The 16,894-nt window shown below is 62.0% G+C and carries 16 protein-coding genes; 3 read left to right on the forward strand and 13 right to left on the reverse strand.

The window, feature by feature from the left end; genetic code table 11:
* Position 1: 1 nt before the first annotated feature.
* Complete coding sequence (locus tag ABIN98_RS28710) at positions 2-958, forward strand: ABC transporter substrate-binding protein (protein ID WP_346915680.1); 957 nt, start codon at positions 2-4, stop codon at positions 956-958.
* Between the two features lie 71 nt (positions 959-1,029).
* On the opposite strand, the gene ABIN98_RS28715 is transcribed toward ABIN98_RS28710, so the two are convergent.
* Positions 1,030-3,120 carry a TonB-dependent receptor gene (locus ABIN98_RS28715; protein WP_346915682.1) on the reverse strand — a complete coding sequence of 697 codons (2,091 nt, stop codon included), beginning with the start codon at positions 3,118-3,120 and terminating at the stop codon, positions 1,030-1,032.
* Between the two features lie 412 nt (positions 3,121-3,532).
* On the opposite strand from ABIN98_RS28715, the gene ABIN98_RS28720 reads away from it, so the two are divergent.
* Both ABIN98_RS28720 and ABIN98_RS28725 read left to right on the forward strand, forming a co-directional pair.
* Positions 3,533-4,336: an IclR family transcriptional regulator gene (locus ABIN98_RS28720; RefSeq protein ID WP_346915684.1), complete on the forward strand. Its 804-nt coding sequence runs from the start codon at positions 3,533-3,535 to the stop codon at positions 4,334-4,336.
* Between the two features lie 69 nt (positions 4,337-4,405).
* The gene (locus ABIN98_RS28725; RefSeq protein ID WP_346915686.1) at positions 4,406-5,092 is read left to right on the forward strand and encodes a fumarylacetoacetate hydrolase family protein; all 687 of its coding nucleotides are present in this window, start codon (positions 4,406-4,408) and stop codon (positions 5,090-5,092) included.
* Positions 5,093-5,140: 48 nt separating this feature from the next.
* Here ABIN98_RS28725 and ABIN98_RS28730 read toward each other — a convergent pair whose 3' ends face one another.
* From ABIN98_RS28730 to ABIN98_RS28785, 12 genes are all read right to left on the reverse strand, one after another.
* Positions 5,141-8,278, reverse strand: a complete 3,138-nt coding sequence (locus ABIN98_RS28730; RefSeq protein ID WP_346915688.1) for an efflux RND transporter permease subunit — start codon at positions 8,276-8,278, stop codon at positions 5,141-5,143.
* 4 nt (positions 8,279-8,282) lie between these two features.
* Complete coding sequence (locus tag ABIN98_RS28735) at positions 8,283-9,512, reverse strand: efflux RND transporter periplasmic adaptor subunit (RefSeq protein ID WP_346915690.1); 1,230 nt, start codon at positions 9,510-9,512, stop codon at positions 8,283-8,285.
* Positions 9,513-9,707: 195 nt separating this feature from the next.
* A complete protein-coding gene (locus ABIN98_RS28740) occupies positions 9,708-9,953 on the reverse strand; it encodes a cysteine rich repeat-containing protein (RefSeq protein ID WP_346915692.1) in 246 nt (81 codons plus the stop codon).
* Between the two features lie 46 nt (positions 9,954-9,999).
* A complete protein-coding gene (locus ABIN98_RS28745) occupies positions 10,000-10,572 on the reverse strand; it encodes an SH3 domain-containing protein (RefSeq protein ID WP_346915694.1) in 573 nt (190 codons plus the stop codon).
* Positions 10,573-10,788: 216 nt separating this feature from the next.
* Complete coding sequence (locus tag ABIN98_RS28750; RefSeq protein ID WP_346915696.1) at positions 10,789-12,156, reverse strand: ATP-binding protein; 1,368 nt, start codon at positions 12,154-12,156, stop codon at positions 10,789-10,791.
* Between the two features lies 1 nt (position 12,157).
* A complete protein-coding gene (locus tag ABIN98_RS28755) occupies positions 12,158-12,874 on the reverse strand; it encodes a response regulator transcription factor (RefSeq protein WP_346915753.1) in 717 nt (238 codons plus the stop codon).
* A 38-nt stretch (positions 12,875-12,912) separates the two neighbouring features.
* On the reverse strand, positions 12,913-13,209 hold the full coding sequence (locus tag ABIN98_RS28760) for a hypothetical protein (RefSeq protein WP_346915698.1): 297 nt from the start codon (positions 13,207-13,209) through the stop codon (positions 12,913-12,915).
* Positions 13,193-13,981: a BA14K family protein gene (locus tag ABIN98_RS28765; RefSeq protein WP_394701655.1), complete on the reverse strand. Its 789-nt coding sequence runs from the start codon at positions 13,979-13,981 to the stop codon at positions 13,193-13,195. Before ABIN98_RS28765 ends, ABIN98_RS28760 begins: the two co-directional genes overlap by 17 nt.
* A 263-nt stretch (positions 13,982-14,244) precedes the next feature.
* Complete coding sequence (locus ABIN98_RS28770; protein ID WP_346915700.1) at positions 14,245-14,550, reverse strand: BA14K family protein; 306 nt, start codon at positions 14,548-14,550, stop codon at positions 14,245-14,247.
* A 320-nt stretch (positions 14,551-14,870) separates the two neighbouring features.
* The gene (locus ABIN98_RS28775) at positions 14,871-15,176 is read right to left on the reverse strand and encodes a BA14K family protein (protein ID WP_346915702.1); all 306 of its coding nucleotides are present in this window, start codon (positions 15,174-15,176) and stop codon (positions 14,871-14,873) included.
* 142 nt (positions 15,177-15,318) lie between these two features.
* Positions 15,319-16,020, reverse strand: a complete 702-nt coding sequence (locus tag ABIN98_RS28780) for a Crp/Fnr family transcriptional regulator (RefSeq protein WP_346915704.1) — start codon at positions 16,018-16,020, stop codon at positions 15,319-15,321.
* 100 nt (positions 16,021-16,120) lie between these two features.
* Positions 16,121-16,687 carry a cytochrome b gene (locus tag ABIN98_RS28785; protein ID WP_346915706.1) on the reverse strand — a complete coding sequence of 189 codons (567 nt, stop codon included), beginning with the start codon at positions 16,685-16,687 and terminating at the stop codon, positions 16,121-16,123.
* Positions 16,688-16,894: the final 207 nt, after the last annotated feature.

The following is a 16,894-nucleotide window of genomic DNA, read 5'->3' on the forward strand; positions in this document are numbered from 1 at the left end:
CATGCGATTGTCCATTCTGATACCGGCGCTTCTGGCCGCGAACACCGTGTTTGCCGCGGACCGCACGGTCACCGACGATGCCGGACGTTCGGTCACGGTTCCGGAGGATCCGCAGCGCATCGTCGTGCTGCACGAGCCCGCGCTCGGCGTACCCATCGCCGATCTGGGGCTCGCGCCCGTGGGCAGCTACGGCCGCGACGACGACGGCGGGACGCTGATGGCGGTGGATTTCTACGACGTGATCCTGGGGCCGAGGGCGCCGGACCCGATGCCGAAGGGCATCGGCGTTCTCGGCAACATCGATCTGGAGAAACTGCGCGCGCTCAATCCCGACCTGATCATCGGCACGGAATACGACAAGGACAAGACCGAGCTGTTTTCGGCGATCGCGCCGATCTATCTGCAAAACAGCAGCACGGGCCTGGTGCGCGGCTTCGGCCCGACGAAAGCCCTGGCCGGATTGCTCGGCCGGGAGGAGGAATTCCAGGTACGCAAGGCCGATTATCTGGCGCGGTTGGACCGGGTCCGTTCAGAACTGCCTTTCGACCCGGAAGGCCGGACGTATCTCGCGCTCTTCCTCACCGATCAGGTCAACGCGGTCGGCGAGATGTCGGGGGCCGTTCAGGCGATCGAGGACCTGGGTTACAAGCGCCTGGAACTGGACAAGGTGGGCGCAATTTCAGGGTTCGGCTCGACCCTGCTGGTGCCGATCAGCCCGGAAATCGTCGGCCGGCTCGATCCCGACCTTCTGATCGTGATGTCCACCTTTACCGCAAAGGAGCGGGGTGAAGCCGCCATTCAGGCGGCCCTGACCCGGATCGTGCCGGGCTGGGAGCGGTTTCTCAAACCCGCCCGGGAAGGCCGGATCCTTTATCTCGATTCAGCGCAAGTGACGACGCCGTCGATCGCCAGCGCGGAAAAGACGCTCGACGCTTTTGAGGCCTGGTCTGGGCGCTGACCGGAAGTAGAAAGGACAAGGCCGCGGACAGGGTGTGTCCGCGGCCTTCTCTTGTTTCGCAGTTTACGTCGTCAGAAGGTCGCCTTCAGGCCGATCCCGAATATCCGCGGCTCGACCATCTTCGCCGCGATACCGGTGGTCAGGGTCCGGTCGTCGTAATATTCCGTCTCGGCGCGCTCGTCGAAGATGTTGTTCACGTAACCGAAGACCTGGAAATTCTCGTGCGGCTGATAGGTGAGCCGGGCATTGGCGATTGCGTAGCTGTCGACCTCGTAATCGGGGTCGTTCTCGTCCGTCGAATAATAGCCGTCCGTGTAGCGCACCTCACCGCTCAGCGTGACCTCCGGCAGGATGTCCCAGGAAACGCCGGCGCTGAGCATGTAACCCGGAGCGCCGCCGAACTCGTTGCCCTCGTGCGTCGTTCCGGTCGCCACATTGGTGAATTCGCCGATTTCCGAATGCAGCAGACCGGCGCCGCCCTTGAGGCGCACATTGTCGAGGACCTGATAGTCCAGGCCGAGTTCCAGACCGTAGGTGGTTGCGTGATCGGCGTTGTAGACGACGCTTCCGTATTGGATCGTGCCCAGATAGTCCGGCAGCAGCCGTTGGGAATTCTTGGTGTCGCTGTAGAACAGGTTACCGGTAAGCGTCAGCTTGTCATCCAGAAGCCTGGCGCGGCCGAAGAGCTCGTAGTTCCAGACGGTTTCCGGATCGAACGAGATGTAGTCGGCGCTCGCGAAGCTGAGATTGATGCCGCCCGGATTGTAGCCACGGCTCACCAGGGCGCCGACGGTCACGCCGGGCGTCAGGTCGTAGGCGAGCGAGATCTTCGGCAACCAGGCGCCGAAACTCTCGTCATAGTCGAGGTTGACGCCGGCGGCGTAGGGCGAGGTGCCTGTGCGCTGGATGTGGTCGTACTGGAAACGCTGGCCGGCGGTCAGGGTCCACCGGTCTGTCAGTTTGTAGGTGACATCCATGTAGACACCGAGGTTGTCTTTCTCGTCGTCATAGTCGGATGTTCCCCGGATGTAGAGGGTTTCGTCGGAGACCGTATGGCCTAAGAAAAGCCCGGCCACACCGCTGAACCGCGACTCGGTATCGCCGTAGAGGAGGCGCAGTTCGTTGGTCATGTTCTGCTGGTCGATCACCGCGGAGCCGTTGGTCGCCGGCGACGCCACCCGGTCGACATGGATTTTCGAGTACTGGCTCTGATTGTGGAGCTTCAGGCCGTTGTCGAACTCGTAGTGAATGTCGAGGATACCCGTGTCGGTGTCCTGCTCCCAGCTCGGCATGGATGTCGTGGCGTTGTTCAGATCCTCGTAAGGAAAGGAAGCGCTCTCGTAGGTCGGGCGGTTGTTATAGAGATGCGAATAGGTCAGCTTGGCGGAAAACCCGGATAGCCCCGCGGGTTCCCACAACAGCTTGGCGCGGGCATTGAGCGTGCGCAGGTTCTGGTCCGTGTCGCCCTTGTTGAAGCCGGAATTGATATAGTCGATGAACGTGTCGCGCCCCCAGTAGTCGATCGCGACCCGGGCGGCGAGCTGGTCCTGGACCAGCGGACCGGACAGCATGGCGGCGGCGCGCTTCATGTTGTAGCTGCCGTATTCGACCTGGAGGGCGCCCTCTGGCGTGAAGGTCGGATCCTTCGTGTTGACGATGATCGCGCCGGCGATCGCATTGGCGCCCTGGGAGGTGGTCTGCGGCCCGCGGAAGACCTCGACGTCTTCGACGTCCCAGATCGACGTTCCGCCGAAAACATACTCGTAGTAGTTCAGGTAATGGCCATCGAGGTTGATCGAGGCGCGCGGGATCGTGCCGCCGAAGAAGGCCGTCGATCCGAAATTGGGTCCCTGGGCATCCTGACCGCGGATGATCGGCGCGCCGACCGTGCTGGTATAGGCGACGTTGGGAACATCCCGGATGGCATCGGATATGGTCAGGGCGCCTTTCTTGCCTTCCAGTTCCTCGGCGCCGAGGACGGTGACCGAAGAGGGGGTGTCCATGATATCGCGGTCGACTTTCTCGCCTTTCACCACGATGGTCTGAAGTTCCGTTACCTCCGCAGCCGATTGGTCCTGCGCCCAGGCGGGTGTCGCCATGGCGGCGAAAGCCGAAACGGTGCTGATGCTGCCCAGCATCTTTGCGAGTGTATGCGGTTTCATGTCGTTCCTCACAATGTGACTGCTGGCGGGCAACGAGTGCTGGCTGCAATTCCTGGAAACTGATTCTGATGGGAGGAGACGGCCGGCGTGCGCTCCTGGCGGGAACTCAGAAACGTTGCCGGCGCGCCCTGATGAATTCCACAATACAGAAAGCATTCCGCATTACAATATGAGTTTTTAACTCATAAATAACTGTGGCATTTTTGTGACTCAAGCTCGAATGCGATCCGACCGCGTGTCTGGAAAATGACAGGCGTTTGATTGCGCGGGGGGAATTCGGCTCCTAAGATGCTCGCCTGTCCCGACGCGCGGTATCGATCCGTGCCCCTGGCCGGACCGGTTCCGGGGGGAGGGGCGTCGGTCCGCCCATGTTTCGATGGCTGTTCTTGAAGGAACTCTCTTGGCCCTATCCATGTCTGATCAAGCAGGAACAAACGGCGGCTCTCAGAGCGAAAAACGGTCTGGAACCATCCAGTCCGTTTCGATTGCCGCTCGTTTCCTGAACATACTCGCCAATGCGGAAGAACCATTGGCGCTGGGGGCGCTTGCCCGCCACGCGGACACGGGAAGTTCCACGGCGCATCGCTATATGCAGAGCCTCGTCAAGGAAGGGCTCGCGATGCAGGACCCCCAAACAGGGCTTTACGATCTGGGGCCCTCGGCCCTCAGCATCGGGATCGGCGCTTTGAAACGGATCGACCCGGTCGAGATCGCTGCCCGGCATATGAAGGATTTCGTCCGGGAACATGCGGCCAGCGGCGGCGTCGCGATCTGGACGGAACGGGGTCCGACGCTGGTGCGCTGGTATCGCAGCGCCTATTTCACCATCAGCTCGGTCGGCCTGGGGGACGTACTCCCGGTGGACAATACTGCCTGCGGACTGATGTTTCAGGCGTTTCTTCCCCCCGACCGGATCGAGGCGGCGCGTCGGCTGCAGCCGGAGCATTTCAGGGGGAAAAAGCCGTCCGCGGACACGCTGGCGCGGGTGCGGGCCTCCTGCTGGGCAGAACTGACCAACCATCTGCTGCCGGACATCACCGGGCAGGCCGTCCCCGTCTTCGATGCGCAGCAGGAAATTGCCTGCGTCATGACAACCGTGACCAACCTGGGCCAGGAAGCCGCACCGGAAGAAAGAACCGCGCTGTTCGAAAAGGCGAAGCTCGTTGCCCGGGAAACCGGAGGCTATGAACTCTTCAACACGGACAGCCCGCTTTAGGGTATGGCCTAGGATACGTACGCTATGTCATGCAAATGACAGTCTCAAGCGAATAACAAAGAGGTTCCCATGTCCGAGTTCGTGATTGCACCACCGCCCGTGGCGGCCATTCCAGTCGCTGGCAGCGATGCAAAATTTCCTGTCCGCCGGGTCTATTGCATCGGCCGCAATTACGCAGCCCACGCTGTGGAAATGGGCCATGACCCGAACAAGGAAGCGCCGTTTTTCTTCCAGAAGAATCCGGACAACCTCGACAGTTCGGGCCAGTTTCCCTATCCGGTGAAATCGTCCGACGTGCATCACGAAGTCGAAATGGTTGTTGCCCTGAAATCGGGCGGAACCAGCATCCCGATCGACCAGGCGCTGACCCATGTCTGGGGCTACGGTGTCGGCCTCGACATGACCCGCCGGGACCTGCAGGGCATCGCCAAGGACATGGGCCGGCCGTGGGAAATCGGCAAGGCGTTCGAGCGTTCTGCTCCTGTCGGCCTGCTCCTGCCCGCCGAAAAGATCGGGCATCCCGATCACGGGGCTGTGACGCTCCATGTCAACGGGGCCTTGAAGCAGGAAGGCGACCTCAATCAGATGATCTGGAAGGTGCCGGAAATGATCTCCTACCTGTCGGACTATTTCGAACTGGCCGCCGGCGACATCATCCTGTCCGGCACGCCGTCCGGCGTCGGTCCGGTCGTCAAGGGCGACAAGCTCGAGGCCCGCATCGACGGCCTGGAACCGCTGGTGGTTACGGTCGTCTGAAGTCCCGGCACAGGCACAGACCGTGATGGCCTGTGCCTGTGCGTTTTTCTAGGCGCGCGCCGGCTTCCCTGACGTCTGCAGGGTCTCCTCGAAGCTGCGGACGATCATGAACAGCGCAGGCACGACGAAGATCGACAGGATCGTCGAGATCGTCATGCCGCTCACGACCGCGACGCCGATCGACTTGGCGGCAAAGGCGCCCGCGCCATTGGCCAGCACCAGCGGCACCATCCCCAGAATGAAGGTGAAGGACGTCATCAGGATCGGTCGCAGCCGAAGCCTTCCTGCCGTGACCGCCGCGTCCATCAGCGATAGGCCGTCTCGGATGCGCATCTCCCGGGCGAATTCCACGATCAGGATGGCGTTCTTGGCCGCAAGCGCGATCAGCAGGATCAGCCCGATCTGGGTGTAGAGCGTGTTCGGCACGCCGAGCGGCAACAGCACCGCCACCGTTCCCGCCAGCGCCAGCGGCACCGACAGGATGACGGGCACCGGACCGAGCCAGCTTTCGTATTGCGCCGAGAGGACGAAGTAGACGAGGAGAACGGCGAGACCGAAGGCGATATAGATCAGATTGCCCGCGACCTTTTCCTGATAGGAGATCCCGGTCCATTCGCTCGAGATTCCCGGGCCGGAAAGCTCGGCCGCGGCCTGCTCCATCACGGTCATGGCCTGGCCGGAGCTGAACCCGGCGCCCGCCCGTCCGTTGATGGTGACCGAGGGTCTGAGGTTATAGAGCGAGATCAGCGCCGGGCCGACCGTTTCCTTGACCTCCAGAAGGTTGCCGAGGGGCACGAGTTCGTTTGCCGAGTTGGTCACCTTGAGCCGCGTCAGGCCGTCGATCGACTTGCGGTAGTCGCCGTCCGCCTGAAGATAGACCTGGAACGTCTGCCCGAACCGACTGAACTGGTTGACGAAGGACGCGCCCATATAGTCCGAGAGGGTCTTGAAGACATCGTCCACGGGCACGCCGTAGGTCGCAGCCTTGGTCCGGTCGACATCGATCGACAGGAGCGGGGCCGAGAAGTTTGCGTTGACCCGCGCCAGCTGGATGGCCGGTTCGCTGGAAGCGCGTTCGGCGATACGGTTCGCGGTCTCAAGAAGGCGCTGGTAATCGCCGCTGCCGTCGGTCAGTTCGACGACCATGGAGAAGCCGCCGGTGTTGCCGACGCCCTGAATGGGCGGAGGCGGGATCGTCAGAGCCGAACCGTCCTCAAGGTCCGAAAGCGCTGCGGTGATCGCCTTGTAGGTGGGGAGCAGTCCCTGTTCGGGTCCGCGCTGGTCCCAGGGCGTCAGCACGGTATAGGCCATGCCGGCGCTGGAGAGCGACGCATTCCCGTCGAGGATCGAGACGCCCGCCACCGTGAGCACGTTGGCGACACCTGGAACCTTTTCCAGACGGGTCTTCACGTCGAGCAGCGCGGCATCCGTGCGCTCCAGGGAGGCGCCTGCCGGCAGTTGCACGGCGGTCACGAAATAGCCCTGGTCTTCCGGAGGCAGAAAGCCGGTTGGAATGCGCGTCAGTCCGACGAAGGCGAGACAGACGATACCCATGGACAGAGCGGCAAACGGATAGCGATATCTCAGCACGCGTCTCAGCCCGTTTGTGTATTTCCCTTCCAGCCATTTGTAGCCCCTGTCGAACAGGCGGTAGACGATATTGCGCTGAGCCACCGGCTTGATCGGCCGCATCCACAGGGCCGCCTGCACGGGCTTGAGCGTGATCGCGTTGAGCGCACTGATGACGGCCGTTGCCGCAATAATCAGCGCGAATTGCTGGTAGAGCTGGCCGGTCAGACCGGGCAGGAAGGCGGCCGGCAGGAAGACGGCCATCAGCACCAGCGTTACGCCGATGATCGGCCCGAACAGCTCGGTCATGGCCTTTTCCGCGGCTTTCGGAGCGGAATGGCCTTCCTCCAGATGCCGGGCTGCGCCTTCGACAATGACGATGGCGTCGTCGACCACGATGCCGATTGCCAGCACCAGGGCGAAGAGCGTCGACATGTTGATGGAAAAGCCGAACAAGGCCATGGCCGCAAAGGCGCCGATCAGGGTGACGGGCACCGTCGTTGCCGGCACCAGTGTTGCCCGCCAGTCCTGCAGGAACAGGAGGATGACGATCAGCACCAGCACGAAGGCCTCGATCAGCGTCTTGTAGACCTCGTGGACCGAGGCATCGACGAAAGCGGTCGTGTCGAAGGGCACCGAATAGCTGACCCCTTCCGGAAAGGATTGCGCCAGCTCCTTCATCTTCGCCTCGACGGCTTCGGCAACGGCAAGCGCGTTGGAATCCGGGAGCTGGTTGATGCCGAGGGCTGCCGTCGACTGGCCATTGAGACGGAAGATCTGGCTGTAGGAGCGGGCGCCCAGTTCGATCCGGGCCACGTCGCGCAGCCGGACGATGGCGCCGGTCTTCGCATCGGACTTGACGACGATGTCCTCGAACTCCTCCAGGTCCGACAGGCGTCCCGAAATGTCGAGGACCGTCTGGAACGCCTGGCTGGAGGCAACCGGCGGCATGCCGAGTTGTCCGCCGGACGCGGTCTGGCTCTGGGCCTGGACCGCCGCGCCGATATCGCCCGGCTTCAGGCCGAGCGCGTGCAGCTTGTCCGCATCGAGCCAGATGCGCATGGCATATTCGCCGGCCCCGAAGATCGAGACCCCGCCGACGCCTGGAATGCGCGATAGCGGATCGACAAGATTGATCTTGGCGTAGTTGGAGAGAAACAGGCTGTCATAGGCCGGGTTCGTGGAATTAAGCGCGACGAAGGCCAGCAGCGAGGTGGAGCGCTGGCGAACGTCAACGCCCTGGTTCTGCACCGTTGACGGCAGTCGCGCCATCGCGGCATCGACCCGGTTCTGGACGAGGATCTGCGCGTCGTTGCTGTCGGTGCCGATTTCGAAAGTGACGGTGAGCGAATAGGCGCCGTCGCTGGAACTGGTCGACTGCATGTAGATCATGCCCGGCACGCCGTTGACCTGCTGCTCGATCGGCAGGGCGACGGTTTCCATCAGCGTCTCCGCGTTCGCACCGGGGAACCGCGCGGTGACCTGAATGGTCGGCGGCACCACGTTCGGATACTGGGCGACCGGAAGGGCGAAATAGGCGACGATCCCGATCAGCACCGTGACGAAGGCAATGGTATTCGCCAGGACAGGCCGTTGAATGAAGAAGCGCGAGAACATGGGGTTATCCTCCGATCCGAACGGTGTTCAGCGACGCGCTGCGGCTGTCGTCATTGCCCGGCAGGGTGACCAGCTGCGGGCTGACGGTCTGGCCGGCAGAGGCGCCGGAAAGCACGTTGCGCACGACCATGTCGGTCGCGGCGAGATCGCCTTCGACGGGTTGGAGATCTCCCGTCTTCTGCAGCAGCCTGACCGAACGGCGTTCGACCTGCCCGTCGGGATCGACCGCCAGAACATAGCGGCCGAGCTGGTCCGTTCCGATTGTCGAGGCCGGAACCAGAAGAGCGCCTTCGACCGGCTTCATCGGAATGCGGATGCGCACATACATGCCGGGCAGCAGGGCTCGCTCACCGTTCTCGAAAACGGCGCGGGCCGAAAGCGTTCCGGTATTCGGATCCGTTTCGGGCGCGACATAGTCCAGATGGCCTTTCAGAGGGAAATCCTCATCGATCTGCGTTGCCGCCTCGACCTGGATCCTGATCAGGTCCGCGCGGGTGGTCTTGCGGTCCTTGATGTTGTTGCGGATCCGCAAGAGCTGCATCTCGGAAATGGTGAAGCTGACCTGAACGGGATCGAGGGTGACGACCCGGGCAAGTTCGGTTCCGGCCTGACCTTCCACCAGCGCGCCCACATCGATCTTGTGCGCGGTAACGTAGCCGTCATAGGGGGCGGTGATGGTCGTGTAGCCGAGATTGATCTTCGCGAGCTTCAGTTCCGCCTCCGCGGAAGCCAGTTGCGCACGGGCGGAATCGCGGTTGGTTTCCGCCTCGTCCGCCGCCGCCTGGGAGACGCTGGACGATTTAACCAGGACATTGTTTCGCGTGTACTGGCGTTCGGCCTTGGTCAGGTTGGCCTTCGCCTGGGCAACGCTCGCTTCCGCCTGTGCGACCTTCGCCTCGTATTCATCGGCCTCGATGGTGAAGAGGGTCTGTCCCTTTTTGACTTCCGTTCCATCGGTGTAGTCGACCGAGGCAAGTCTTCCCGTCGCGCGTGCCACGACGGCAACGCTGCTGGTGGCCTCAACCCGTCCGGTTTCCTGCAGATACCTTTCCACCGTGGCGGATTGCGGCTTCACGACCGCAACCATTACCGGAGACGGAACGTCCGGAGCATGCTGTTCGCCACGCCCCGGCTGCATGAAAAAGGCACCGGCCAGACCTGCGAGAACCAGGGGAACGCCGAAGCGGATAATCCGTCTGGTGCGGTGGCGGGCTAAAGGAGAAAACTCGGTCATTTTCCTGAACCTCGAAAAGGGACGCCGTTCCTTTCGGAAATACAGACGCCGGCTGGGTGAACGGGAGGGCAAGACCAGCTGGCCCTCCTGTTCGTTTGTGCTGCAGGCGGATTATCCCGCCGATACCCAAGATCTAGGTCGTGAGCGGGCCCGGTACCTGTGACGCGCGACACGCCCCGATCATGCGCGCCGGCGTCAGGTCCCCTTTGCCGCCCTGATGGACTGGAGGGTCTGCCGGCATATTTCGGACAGCTGGTCCTTCTTTTCTGTCATGCAGTTCATGATCTGGCCATTCCCCGGTTGCAAGCCGGGGCATAGCTTCTGAACATCGGCGGCACAGTTGTTCCGGATCTGGCGGGCATCGTTCCGTGTCAGTTGGGGTTGCTGAGCGGCAGCCGGGGTTGCCGCGAGAACCAGGAGGGCGATTGCAAGTTTTTTCATGATGTCGATCTTCTTTGAAATGTTGGAAGAGAGGGAAAACCGCCGCTCAGGGCCTGTTGAAGGAACCGTGGCGGACGACGGGGCCGCGGGGTGTCCGCCGGACGACGGCGCCGCCGCAGGTGACGTCATTGCAGCCGCCGACCGCGACTCCTCTCGGACCAACCGCGACGGCACCGCAGCCGTTGCCGTTACACCCGCCGGCCGCACGGCGGTAATAGGTGTTCCAGTGGCCATACCAGGGCCGACCCACGTAGTAGGTGTTCCAGTAGGCCTGGTTGTAGGTAACGACGCCGAGCCCGATCGCAGGCGCGATCGCCGGAGTGACGACAACGGTCCGGTTCTGGTAGGTGACCTGCAGGTAGTTGGCCGAGACCCAGCCCCGGTCGCGGCCGAAGCCGACATCGCACCAGGTTGTTCCCGCATTGCAGCCGTAAAGGGCGACGGAGGCATTCGCGGGCAGGACACGCACGACCGGGTAGACCGTTCCCGGTCCGGCGCGCATGTTCAAATTGGATACGGTGACGGCACCGGCCGCCTCGGCGCTGGCCGGGGCAAGGGCACCCATTCCGACCAGGGCTGCAGCACCTGCGGCAAGTGCCAGTTTGCGACTGCGTTTCATAAATCTTCTCCAAGTTTCGTGCCCGGAAAGTCCCAGGCAATGCATTCAAGACCGGCGGCTTCAGCCGCCTGATGAAGGACCGCCCCTGGAGGTCCGCCTGCCACGTCCGGACCCGCCCTTTTCCTTAGCTAGGAAGCGGGCGTGAACCGCGTGCAAACGGGAGGTATCGATTTGTTTCAGTTTGTAACTGGGGGGATTGAGCCGAAGATGCGGGTGTCAGCTCGTAAAGATCGGCAGCTTCAGCGTTGCCCGTCCGCCTTTGGCATGCCTGGCGAGCTGGATCATGCCGCCATGGGCTTCCGCCAGGGTCTGGGCGACCGCAAGACCAAGGCCGGCGCCGCCGGTATTTCTGGCGCGCGACGGTTCGGCGCGGACAAAGGGTTCCAGCAGGAGATCCGCCTCTTTGGGATCGAAACCGGGGCCGCCGTCGTCGACAGTGATCAACGCGAATTCATTCTCCTGGAGCAGCGAGACCCGGGCGTAGGTGCCGTATTTCACGGCATTCTCGATCAGGTTCGTCAGGATCCTTCGAAGCGCAAGGCGGTCGCCGAGGATCACCAGGTCCTGCACGTCCGGCGACGCGTTGAAGGTCACGTCGAGACCGATGGATTTGAGATCGGTAATCTCAAGCTGAAGCCAGTCCGCCAATTCCAGCATCTGCTGATCGAGCGCGCCGAAACCGGCCCGTGTCGTCAGCAGCGCATTGTCCAGGAGGTCGATCATGTCGTTGATGTCCGCGATCGCCCGTTCGCGCTCGTCGTCGTCGGGCAGGGCCTCCACCCGCAGGCGCAGCCTTGTCGCGAAGCTGCGCACGTCGTGCTGGATGCCGCCGATCAGGGCCATACGGGACCGGGTCAGCGACTGCAGCCGGGTCTGCAGACGCTCGAAGGCTTGCCTCAGGGTCCGTATCTCCGGTGTGCTCGCCCGGAATCTCGGAAGTTCTACCCTGTCGCCGGCGGGGTCGATCCGCTCCACGGCGGCGGCGAACTTCTTCAGGGGATGGATCTCCCGGTGAAAAAGCACGAAGGCGATGACGGCGGCGATGGTGCCCAGCAGTCCCGCAGCCAATCCGACGGGCAGCCCGAAAGGGGTGACCAGGACAGGGACGAGGGAACTTGCGACCAGAACCGATCCGTCACCCACCGCGATCCGGAAGGTCAGCGCGCGGGCAGGCCGGGTCCGGGTGACCAGACTGCGGAGCTTGTCCCAGAGCAGTCCCTGCAGCAGAACGCGCCGTTGGTTCGATTCCACATGAAGCAGCCGCCCGCCGAGGGCGGCGATATAGGGAGCGCTGACCGGCTCACCGAGGAGCTCATGGTCCGGCCCGGGCGAACCGGCCTGTTTCATGGGCAGAAGGTCGAGATCGAGATAGGACGAACGAATCCCGGCAAGCAGGGCGTCTCTTTCCGGCCCAGGCGTCTTTTCCACCAGGCGCACGATGGCGGCCAGCTTTTCTGGCGACGGATTGACCTCGTCCGCGGAGAGGTCGCTTTTCACATAGTAATAGGCGATGAAGATCGTCCAGAAGGCGAGCAACAGGCTGAAGAAAATAAAAAATAGCCGGAAGGTCAGGCTGGCGCGCATGTCAGCCGACTTGCTTGACGGTGGCCGTGAACAGGTATCCGCCGTTGCGGACGGTGGAAATCAGGTTGCAGCCCGGTTTCTGGTTCTCCAGCTTCTTGCGGATGCGGGACACCAGAATGTCCACCGTCCGATCCATCGGATCGGCGATCCGTCGATGCGTCCATTCCAGGATCTGGTCCCGCGACAGCACCCGGCGCGGGCGCAGGACGAAACACGACAGCAATTCGAATTCCGCGCTGGTGAGCGGCACGAGGTCTCCGGCGTCAGTAAGAAGCTGGCGGGCGTCGAGATCGGCAATGAAACCGTCGAACGAAAAGCGCCGGGAATGCAGCTGTTGCGGTTGCTGTCCCGACCGGCGCAGGAGTGCGCGGATTCGCGCCAGAAGTTCCCGCGGCGAGAAGGGTTTGACCACATAATCATCGGCGCCGATTTCCAGGCCGACCACCCGATCGGTCTCGTCTCCCTTCGCGGACAGGAGCAGGATCGGGATGTTCTGATCGGCGCGCAGCCGGCGGCAGATCGACAAGCCGTCCTCGCCCGGCAGCATGAGGTCCAGAATGACGAGGTCGGGGCATATCCTTTCCAGGACACCGTTCATTTCCCGGCCGTCTCCGGCCAGTTCGACGTCGAACCCTTCCGTGCGCAGAAACCCGGCGACCAGGCGGCGGATTTCCGGGTCATCGTCAACGATCAGAACGATTTTCTTGTCGATTTCCATGGCGCTAGATGGACATTTTGCAGCGCAAAAATCAACGGTCATGAAACCTCGGCAAACGGCAGCACGCCAGCGGCAGTATTTTCATCGACCCGCTCCGGAGGCACGAAGTGAACTCGAGATCTGAGCAATTCTCGGCGCTGCTGTTGTTTGATGTATTTCCGCATCTTGCCAATTTGTAGAGATTTGTATCCGGAGATGCGGCTCGAAACCACGCGTGCAATTGATGTCAGCGGATAAACGTCAGAAGCGGGATCGATCGAAACCCCCCGGCATGCTGCCGGGGGTTCCTGTTGATCGTGGAGGTGTCGCGGCAAGAGGTCAGCCGGATTGATCATCACCTGCTGCCGGAGCCTGGAGCAAATCCTCACTGACGTCGTCTGCTTCGGCAGCGGCCGGTGCCTGAGCCTCCGCTTGCCCGGCCTCTGCCGCAGCCTGCGGTTCGCCAGCCGGAAGGCCGGTCGCGTCTGTCCGGACGTCGTCGCCCTGAGGTCCGGGTGCTGGGGCAGACGTTACAGGAGCGGGAGCAGGGGAAGCAGCCGGTTCGCTGTCGATAGGCGCATCGGCGGGTGCCGCCGCCGGTGCGGTTTCAGGCAGATTGCCGAACGCGTCCCGGAGGTCGTCCGAACCGGCTGCAGTTGCATCTGGTGCCGGCTGAGGGCGGCCCTCCGGAAGGTTGCCGAATTCATCGCGCTGCCCTGGTGCATCGACCGCCCGGGCTTCATTGTTGAACAGCACATCAGGTGCGACGCCGGGGTTTTCCGGAAACAGGACAAGCCGTTCTTCTTCATAAGGCGACAGGCAAACCCGACGCGGTCCGTTGTAGGGCTGGAACGTGTTGTCGTATTCCCGGTAGGATCTGTACCGGTTGTAACACCAGCGAAGATGCGGGTTGTTGCCCTGGTAGGCGTTGTGGCTACGGTAGGTACGGGGCTTCTTGTATTGATAGCCACCATAACCACCGCCGTTGCCATAGCTATAGCCATAGCCGCCACCGTTGCCGTAGCCGTAGCCGTAGCCGCCGGCAGAGGCGGAGGTGGGGACAACTGCGGCGGCGGCGGATGACAGCAGCACAACAGTGGTCACCGAAAGAATGGATTTCCGTATCATGGGTTGGTCCTTTCTGCGTAGTAGGCAGCGGAGCCGTTTCTCCGCCGATAGGAACACGTTATGTGAGTGCGGCCGTCAGGACCTGTGACGGGCGACACTGCTAAAACCGGAACCGGTTTCGGATCGAACGCAGTGGTTGACCTCTCTATTTGCGAGAAATAAGCCGGCTAAATAAAAGGCAAAAGGAAACCCCCGGACCATGTCCGGGGGTTGTGCGATATGGATGTACGGTTCCGGAGGATCGGGGCCGCTGTCGTGGAGGATCAGCCCTTGTAGTAGGGCGACCAGCACTGTTGGCGCGGACCGTTGTAAGGCTGGTAGGTGTTGTCATGAGCATAGTAGCTGTCGAAGCGATCATAGCACCAGCTCACATGCTGCTCCCACTGGTGGTTCGGCCGCGGGGCCTTGTAATGCTGCTGATAGCCGTAGTTGGAACCCCCGCCGTAACCGCCGCCGTAGCCACTGTTGTAGCCATAGCCCCCTGCAGATGCGGAGGTCGTTGCGGCACCGGCTGCCACGGCGGCCAGAGCGGCGGTCGCTGCGATTGTAATGATGCATTTCTTCTTCATGTCGATTTCCTTTTCCAGAGAGGATCGGCGGCAGCGTTCGTCCGCCGATGAAAGAAATCTAGGTGAGGTCGCTGGCAGTTACGTGTGACGTGCGACACTGCCAAAACGGCGGAACGAGCGATGCAAATCGAAGGGGAATGGTCCGGTTCCGTTGCCGGTCTCGTTCAGAGGCGGATGGAACCGTTCTGCCTTGCTGTGGCTTAGGGCTACCTTCGTCGGGGAATGGAAAACGCAAAAAGGAAGGCCCCCGGCAAATGCCAGGGGCCCTTTCCATTTAAAGCCAGGCGCCGAAACCGGCGCCGGTTTCCTGTCGGACTGGGTCAGCCCTTGTAGAACGGCGACCAGCACTGCTTGCGGTGACCGTTGTAGTGCGGCAGCCAGCTGTTGTCCCAGGCGCGGTAGGAATTGTAGCGGCCACCGCACCAGCGGACGTGCTTGTTCCAGACGTGGGACGGGATGCCGTGCTTTCCGGCATAGCCGCCGTTCTTGTGGCCGCCGCCATTGTAGCTGTAACCGCCACCGTTGTAGCCGTAGCCACCCGCAAATGCGGAGGTCGTACCGGTCGCGGCCGTTGCGACGGCCAGAGTTGCAATGGTCACTGCGGACAGGATGGATTTACGAAACATGATGTTCTCCTTTCGGTTCAAACTCGGCGGTGAAGTTCGTTCCGCCGATGACTAGATACCTACGGGAGTTTCCGGGCCGGGACCTGTGACGCGCGACACTGCCCAGGCACGGTCGCCGCATTTCCTTTTATGGGTCCGTACCCTAGGCCGGATCTGCCACGAGTTCGAGCTGTGGCCGGTTGCAGATGATCAGCCATCCGTCCTTGAGTTCAATGAGCCCTGCGCGCTGCCACTTGCGCAGGCACCTGTTCACGTTCTCTCGGGTGTTGCCGATCATGGCTGCGATTTCCGACTGGGAGAGCGACAGTTTCGTCAGGGGCTTTTCGGGGCTGCCCGGTGCAGAGACGGTCACCCGGAGCAAGGCCTTGGCCAGGCGGGAGGGGAGGTCCAGAAACGCGATTTCCATCATCCGCTCGTCGGACCGGCGCACCCGCTGGCACAGGAGCTCGATGAGCCGGATCGACAGCTTCGGATCGCGTTGCAGCACTTCGAGCAGGGACCGTCTTTCGACGACAACCAGTGCGCAGTTCGTCAGGGCCTTGACGTTTGCGGAGCGCTCGCCGCCGTCGAGCAGGGCGATCTCGCCGAAGACATCGCCTGCGCTCAATTCGGAAAGGGTGACTTCGCGGGCGGACGGGGTCAGCACGGTGACGCGCACGCTCCCCTCCGCGATCGCCATCATGCTCTGGCCCGGGTCTCCGGTGTTGAAGATGATGTCTCCAGCGGAGTAGCGCTTGATGTGCGCAAAGGAGGCAAGCTCGCGCCTGTTCTCCTCATCCAGCGCCTGAAAGATGAGACTCCGGCTCAGGAGCTTTTCTTTTCCGACGTTCTCCAGATCGCTCATTTTTCGCACTTTCAAAAAAACATGTCGTTACAACACCGGCCCGCCATCTTGTCCGCCGCATTGTTCACCGCTGGGGGCGGACAGATAACGCCAGGACCGGTCAGATCATCCGGTAGAGCGTGGTGTCCCGCCGAATGACATGATGGAAGAGAACCGCCGCGAAATGCAGGGCGAAAAGCCCGAGCAGGATCCAGGCGCTCCATTCATGGATCGCAGACAGCGTCCAGGCGATATCCGGTGTCTTGCCGATCGGGCTCCAGATCGGCAGTACGCCGAACCAGCTGAACGGAAAGCCATGGGCGTTCGTCGCCAGGAAGCCGCTGACCGGCATGATGATCAGGAACGCATAAAGAAGACCGTGGACCGAAGCCGCTGCCATCCGTTCGATTGCCGGCCCTTCGGCCGGGACTTTACGGGCAATCAGCTTGTTGCCGACCCGCACCAGCATGAGCCAGAGCACCAGGAAGCCAAGGCTTTCGTGGATCAGGTAGAAATCAAGCGCCGCCTCATTCTTGATGAATTGGATGACGAAACCGAGCGGCCATGTCGCCAGGACCAGGGCTGCGATCAGCCAGTGCAACAGGCGGGTCGAGGAGGGGTAGCGTTGGGATCGGGGCAGTTGATAGGCGTTCCCGGCAGTGTTTCCGGTTTGGGTGAGTTCCGACATGTCAAATTCCATTTTTTCGCAACAGACTTGTAAACAATGACTCTGGTCTCATTCACCGGCCTGCATTTGTTTTACCTTGTTGCCTGACCATTTTGAACAAGGCAACGGCGATGCAGCAGAAGGCCGCTTTGGCTGCGGCCACAGATCCACAAAAGAACAGAAGCGTTTTGCCGTAATCGGCGGTGGGCTGCGCCCGGATTCAGCGAA

The organism is uncultured Roseibium sp., from assembly GCF_963675095.2.
Lineage (GTDB): Bacteria > Pseudomonadota > Alphaproteobacteria > Rhizobiales > Stappiaceae > Roseibium.

What these genes read in the sequence shown, in the direction of transcription:
- ABIN98_RS28715 (WP_346915682.1), bottom strand. Translation starts at nt 3,120, where the DNA reads ATGAAACCGCATACACTCGCAAAGATGCTGGGCAGCATCAGCACCGTT.
- ABIN98_RS28765 (WP_394701655.1), bottom strand. Translation starts at nt 13,981, where the DNA reads ATGATACGGAAATCCATTCTTTCGGTGACCACTGTTGTGCTGCTGTCA.
- ABIN98_RS28745 (WP_346915694.1), bottom strand. Translation starts at nt 10,572, where the DNA reads ATGAAACGCAGTCGCAAACTGGCACTTGCCGCAGGTGCTGCAGCCCTG.
- ABIN98_RS28780 (WP_346915704.1), bottom strand. Translation starts at nt 16,020, where the DNA reads ATGAGCGATCTGGAGAACGTCGGAAAAGAAAAGCTCCTGAGCCGGAGT.
- ABIN98_RS28775 (WP_346915702.1), bottom strand. Translation starts at nt 15,176, where the DNA reads ATGTTTCGTAAATCCATCCTGTCCGCAGTGACCATTGCAACTCTGGCC.
- ABIN98_RS28730 (WP_346915688.1), bottom strand. Translation starts at nt 8,278, where the DNA reads ATGTTCTCGCGCTTCTTCATTCAACGGCCTGTCCTGGCGAATACCATT.
- ABIN98_RS28770 (WP_346915700.1), bottom strand. Translation starts at nt 14,550, where the DNA reads ATGAAGAAGAAATGCATCATTACAATCGCAGCGACCGCCGCTCTGGCC.
- ABIN98_RS28785 (WP_346915706.1), bottom strand. Translation starts at nt 16,687, where the DNA reads ATGTCGGAACTCACCCAAACCGGAAACACTGCCGGGAACGCCTATCAA.
- ABIN98_RS28720 (WP_346915684.1), top strand. Translation starts at nt 3,533, where the DNA reads ATGTCTGATCAAGCAGGAACAAACGGCGGCTCTCAGAGCGAAAAACGG.
- ABIN98_RS28750 (WP_346915696.1), bottom strand. Translation starts at nt 12,156, where the DNA reads ATGCGCGCCAGCCTGACCTTCCGGCTATTTTTTATTTTCTTCAGCCTG.
- ABIN98_RS28755 (WP_346915753.1), bottom strand. Translation starts at nt 12,874, where the DNA reads ATGGAAATCGACAAGAAAATCGTTCTGATCGTTGACGATGACCCGGAA.
- ABIN98_RS28740 (WP_346915692.1), bottom strand. Translation starts at nt 9,953, where the DNA reads ATGAAAAAACTTGCAATCGCCCTCCTGGTTCTCGCGGCAACCCCGGCT.
- ABIN98_RS28710 (WP_346915680.1), top strand. Translation starts at nt 2, where the DNA reads ATGCGATTGTCCATTCTGATACCGGCGCTTCTGGCCGCGAACACCGTG.
- ABIN98_RS28760 (WP_346915698.1), bottom strand. Translation starts at nt 13,209, where the DNA reads ATGATCAATCCGGCTGACCTCTTGCCGCGACACCTCCACGATCAACAG.
- ABIN98_RS28735 (WP_346915690.1), bottom strand. Translation starts at nt 9,512, where the DNA reads ATGACCGAGTTTTCTCCTTTAGCCCGCCACCGCACCAGACGGATTATC.
- ABIN98_RS28725 (WP_346915686.1), top strand. Translation starts at nt 4,406, where the DNA reads ATGTCCGAGTTCGTGATTGCACCACCGCCCGTGGCGGCCATTCCAGTC.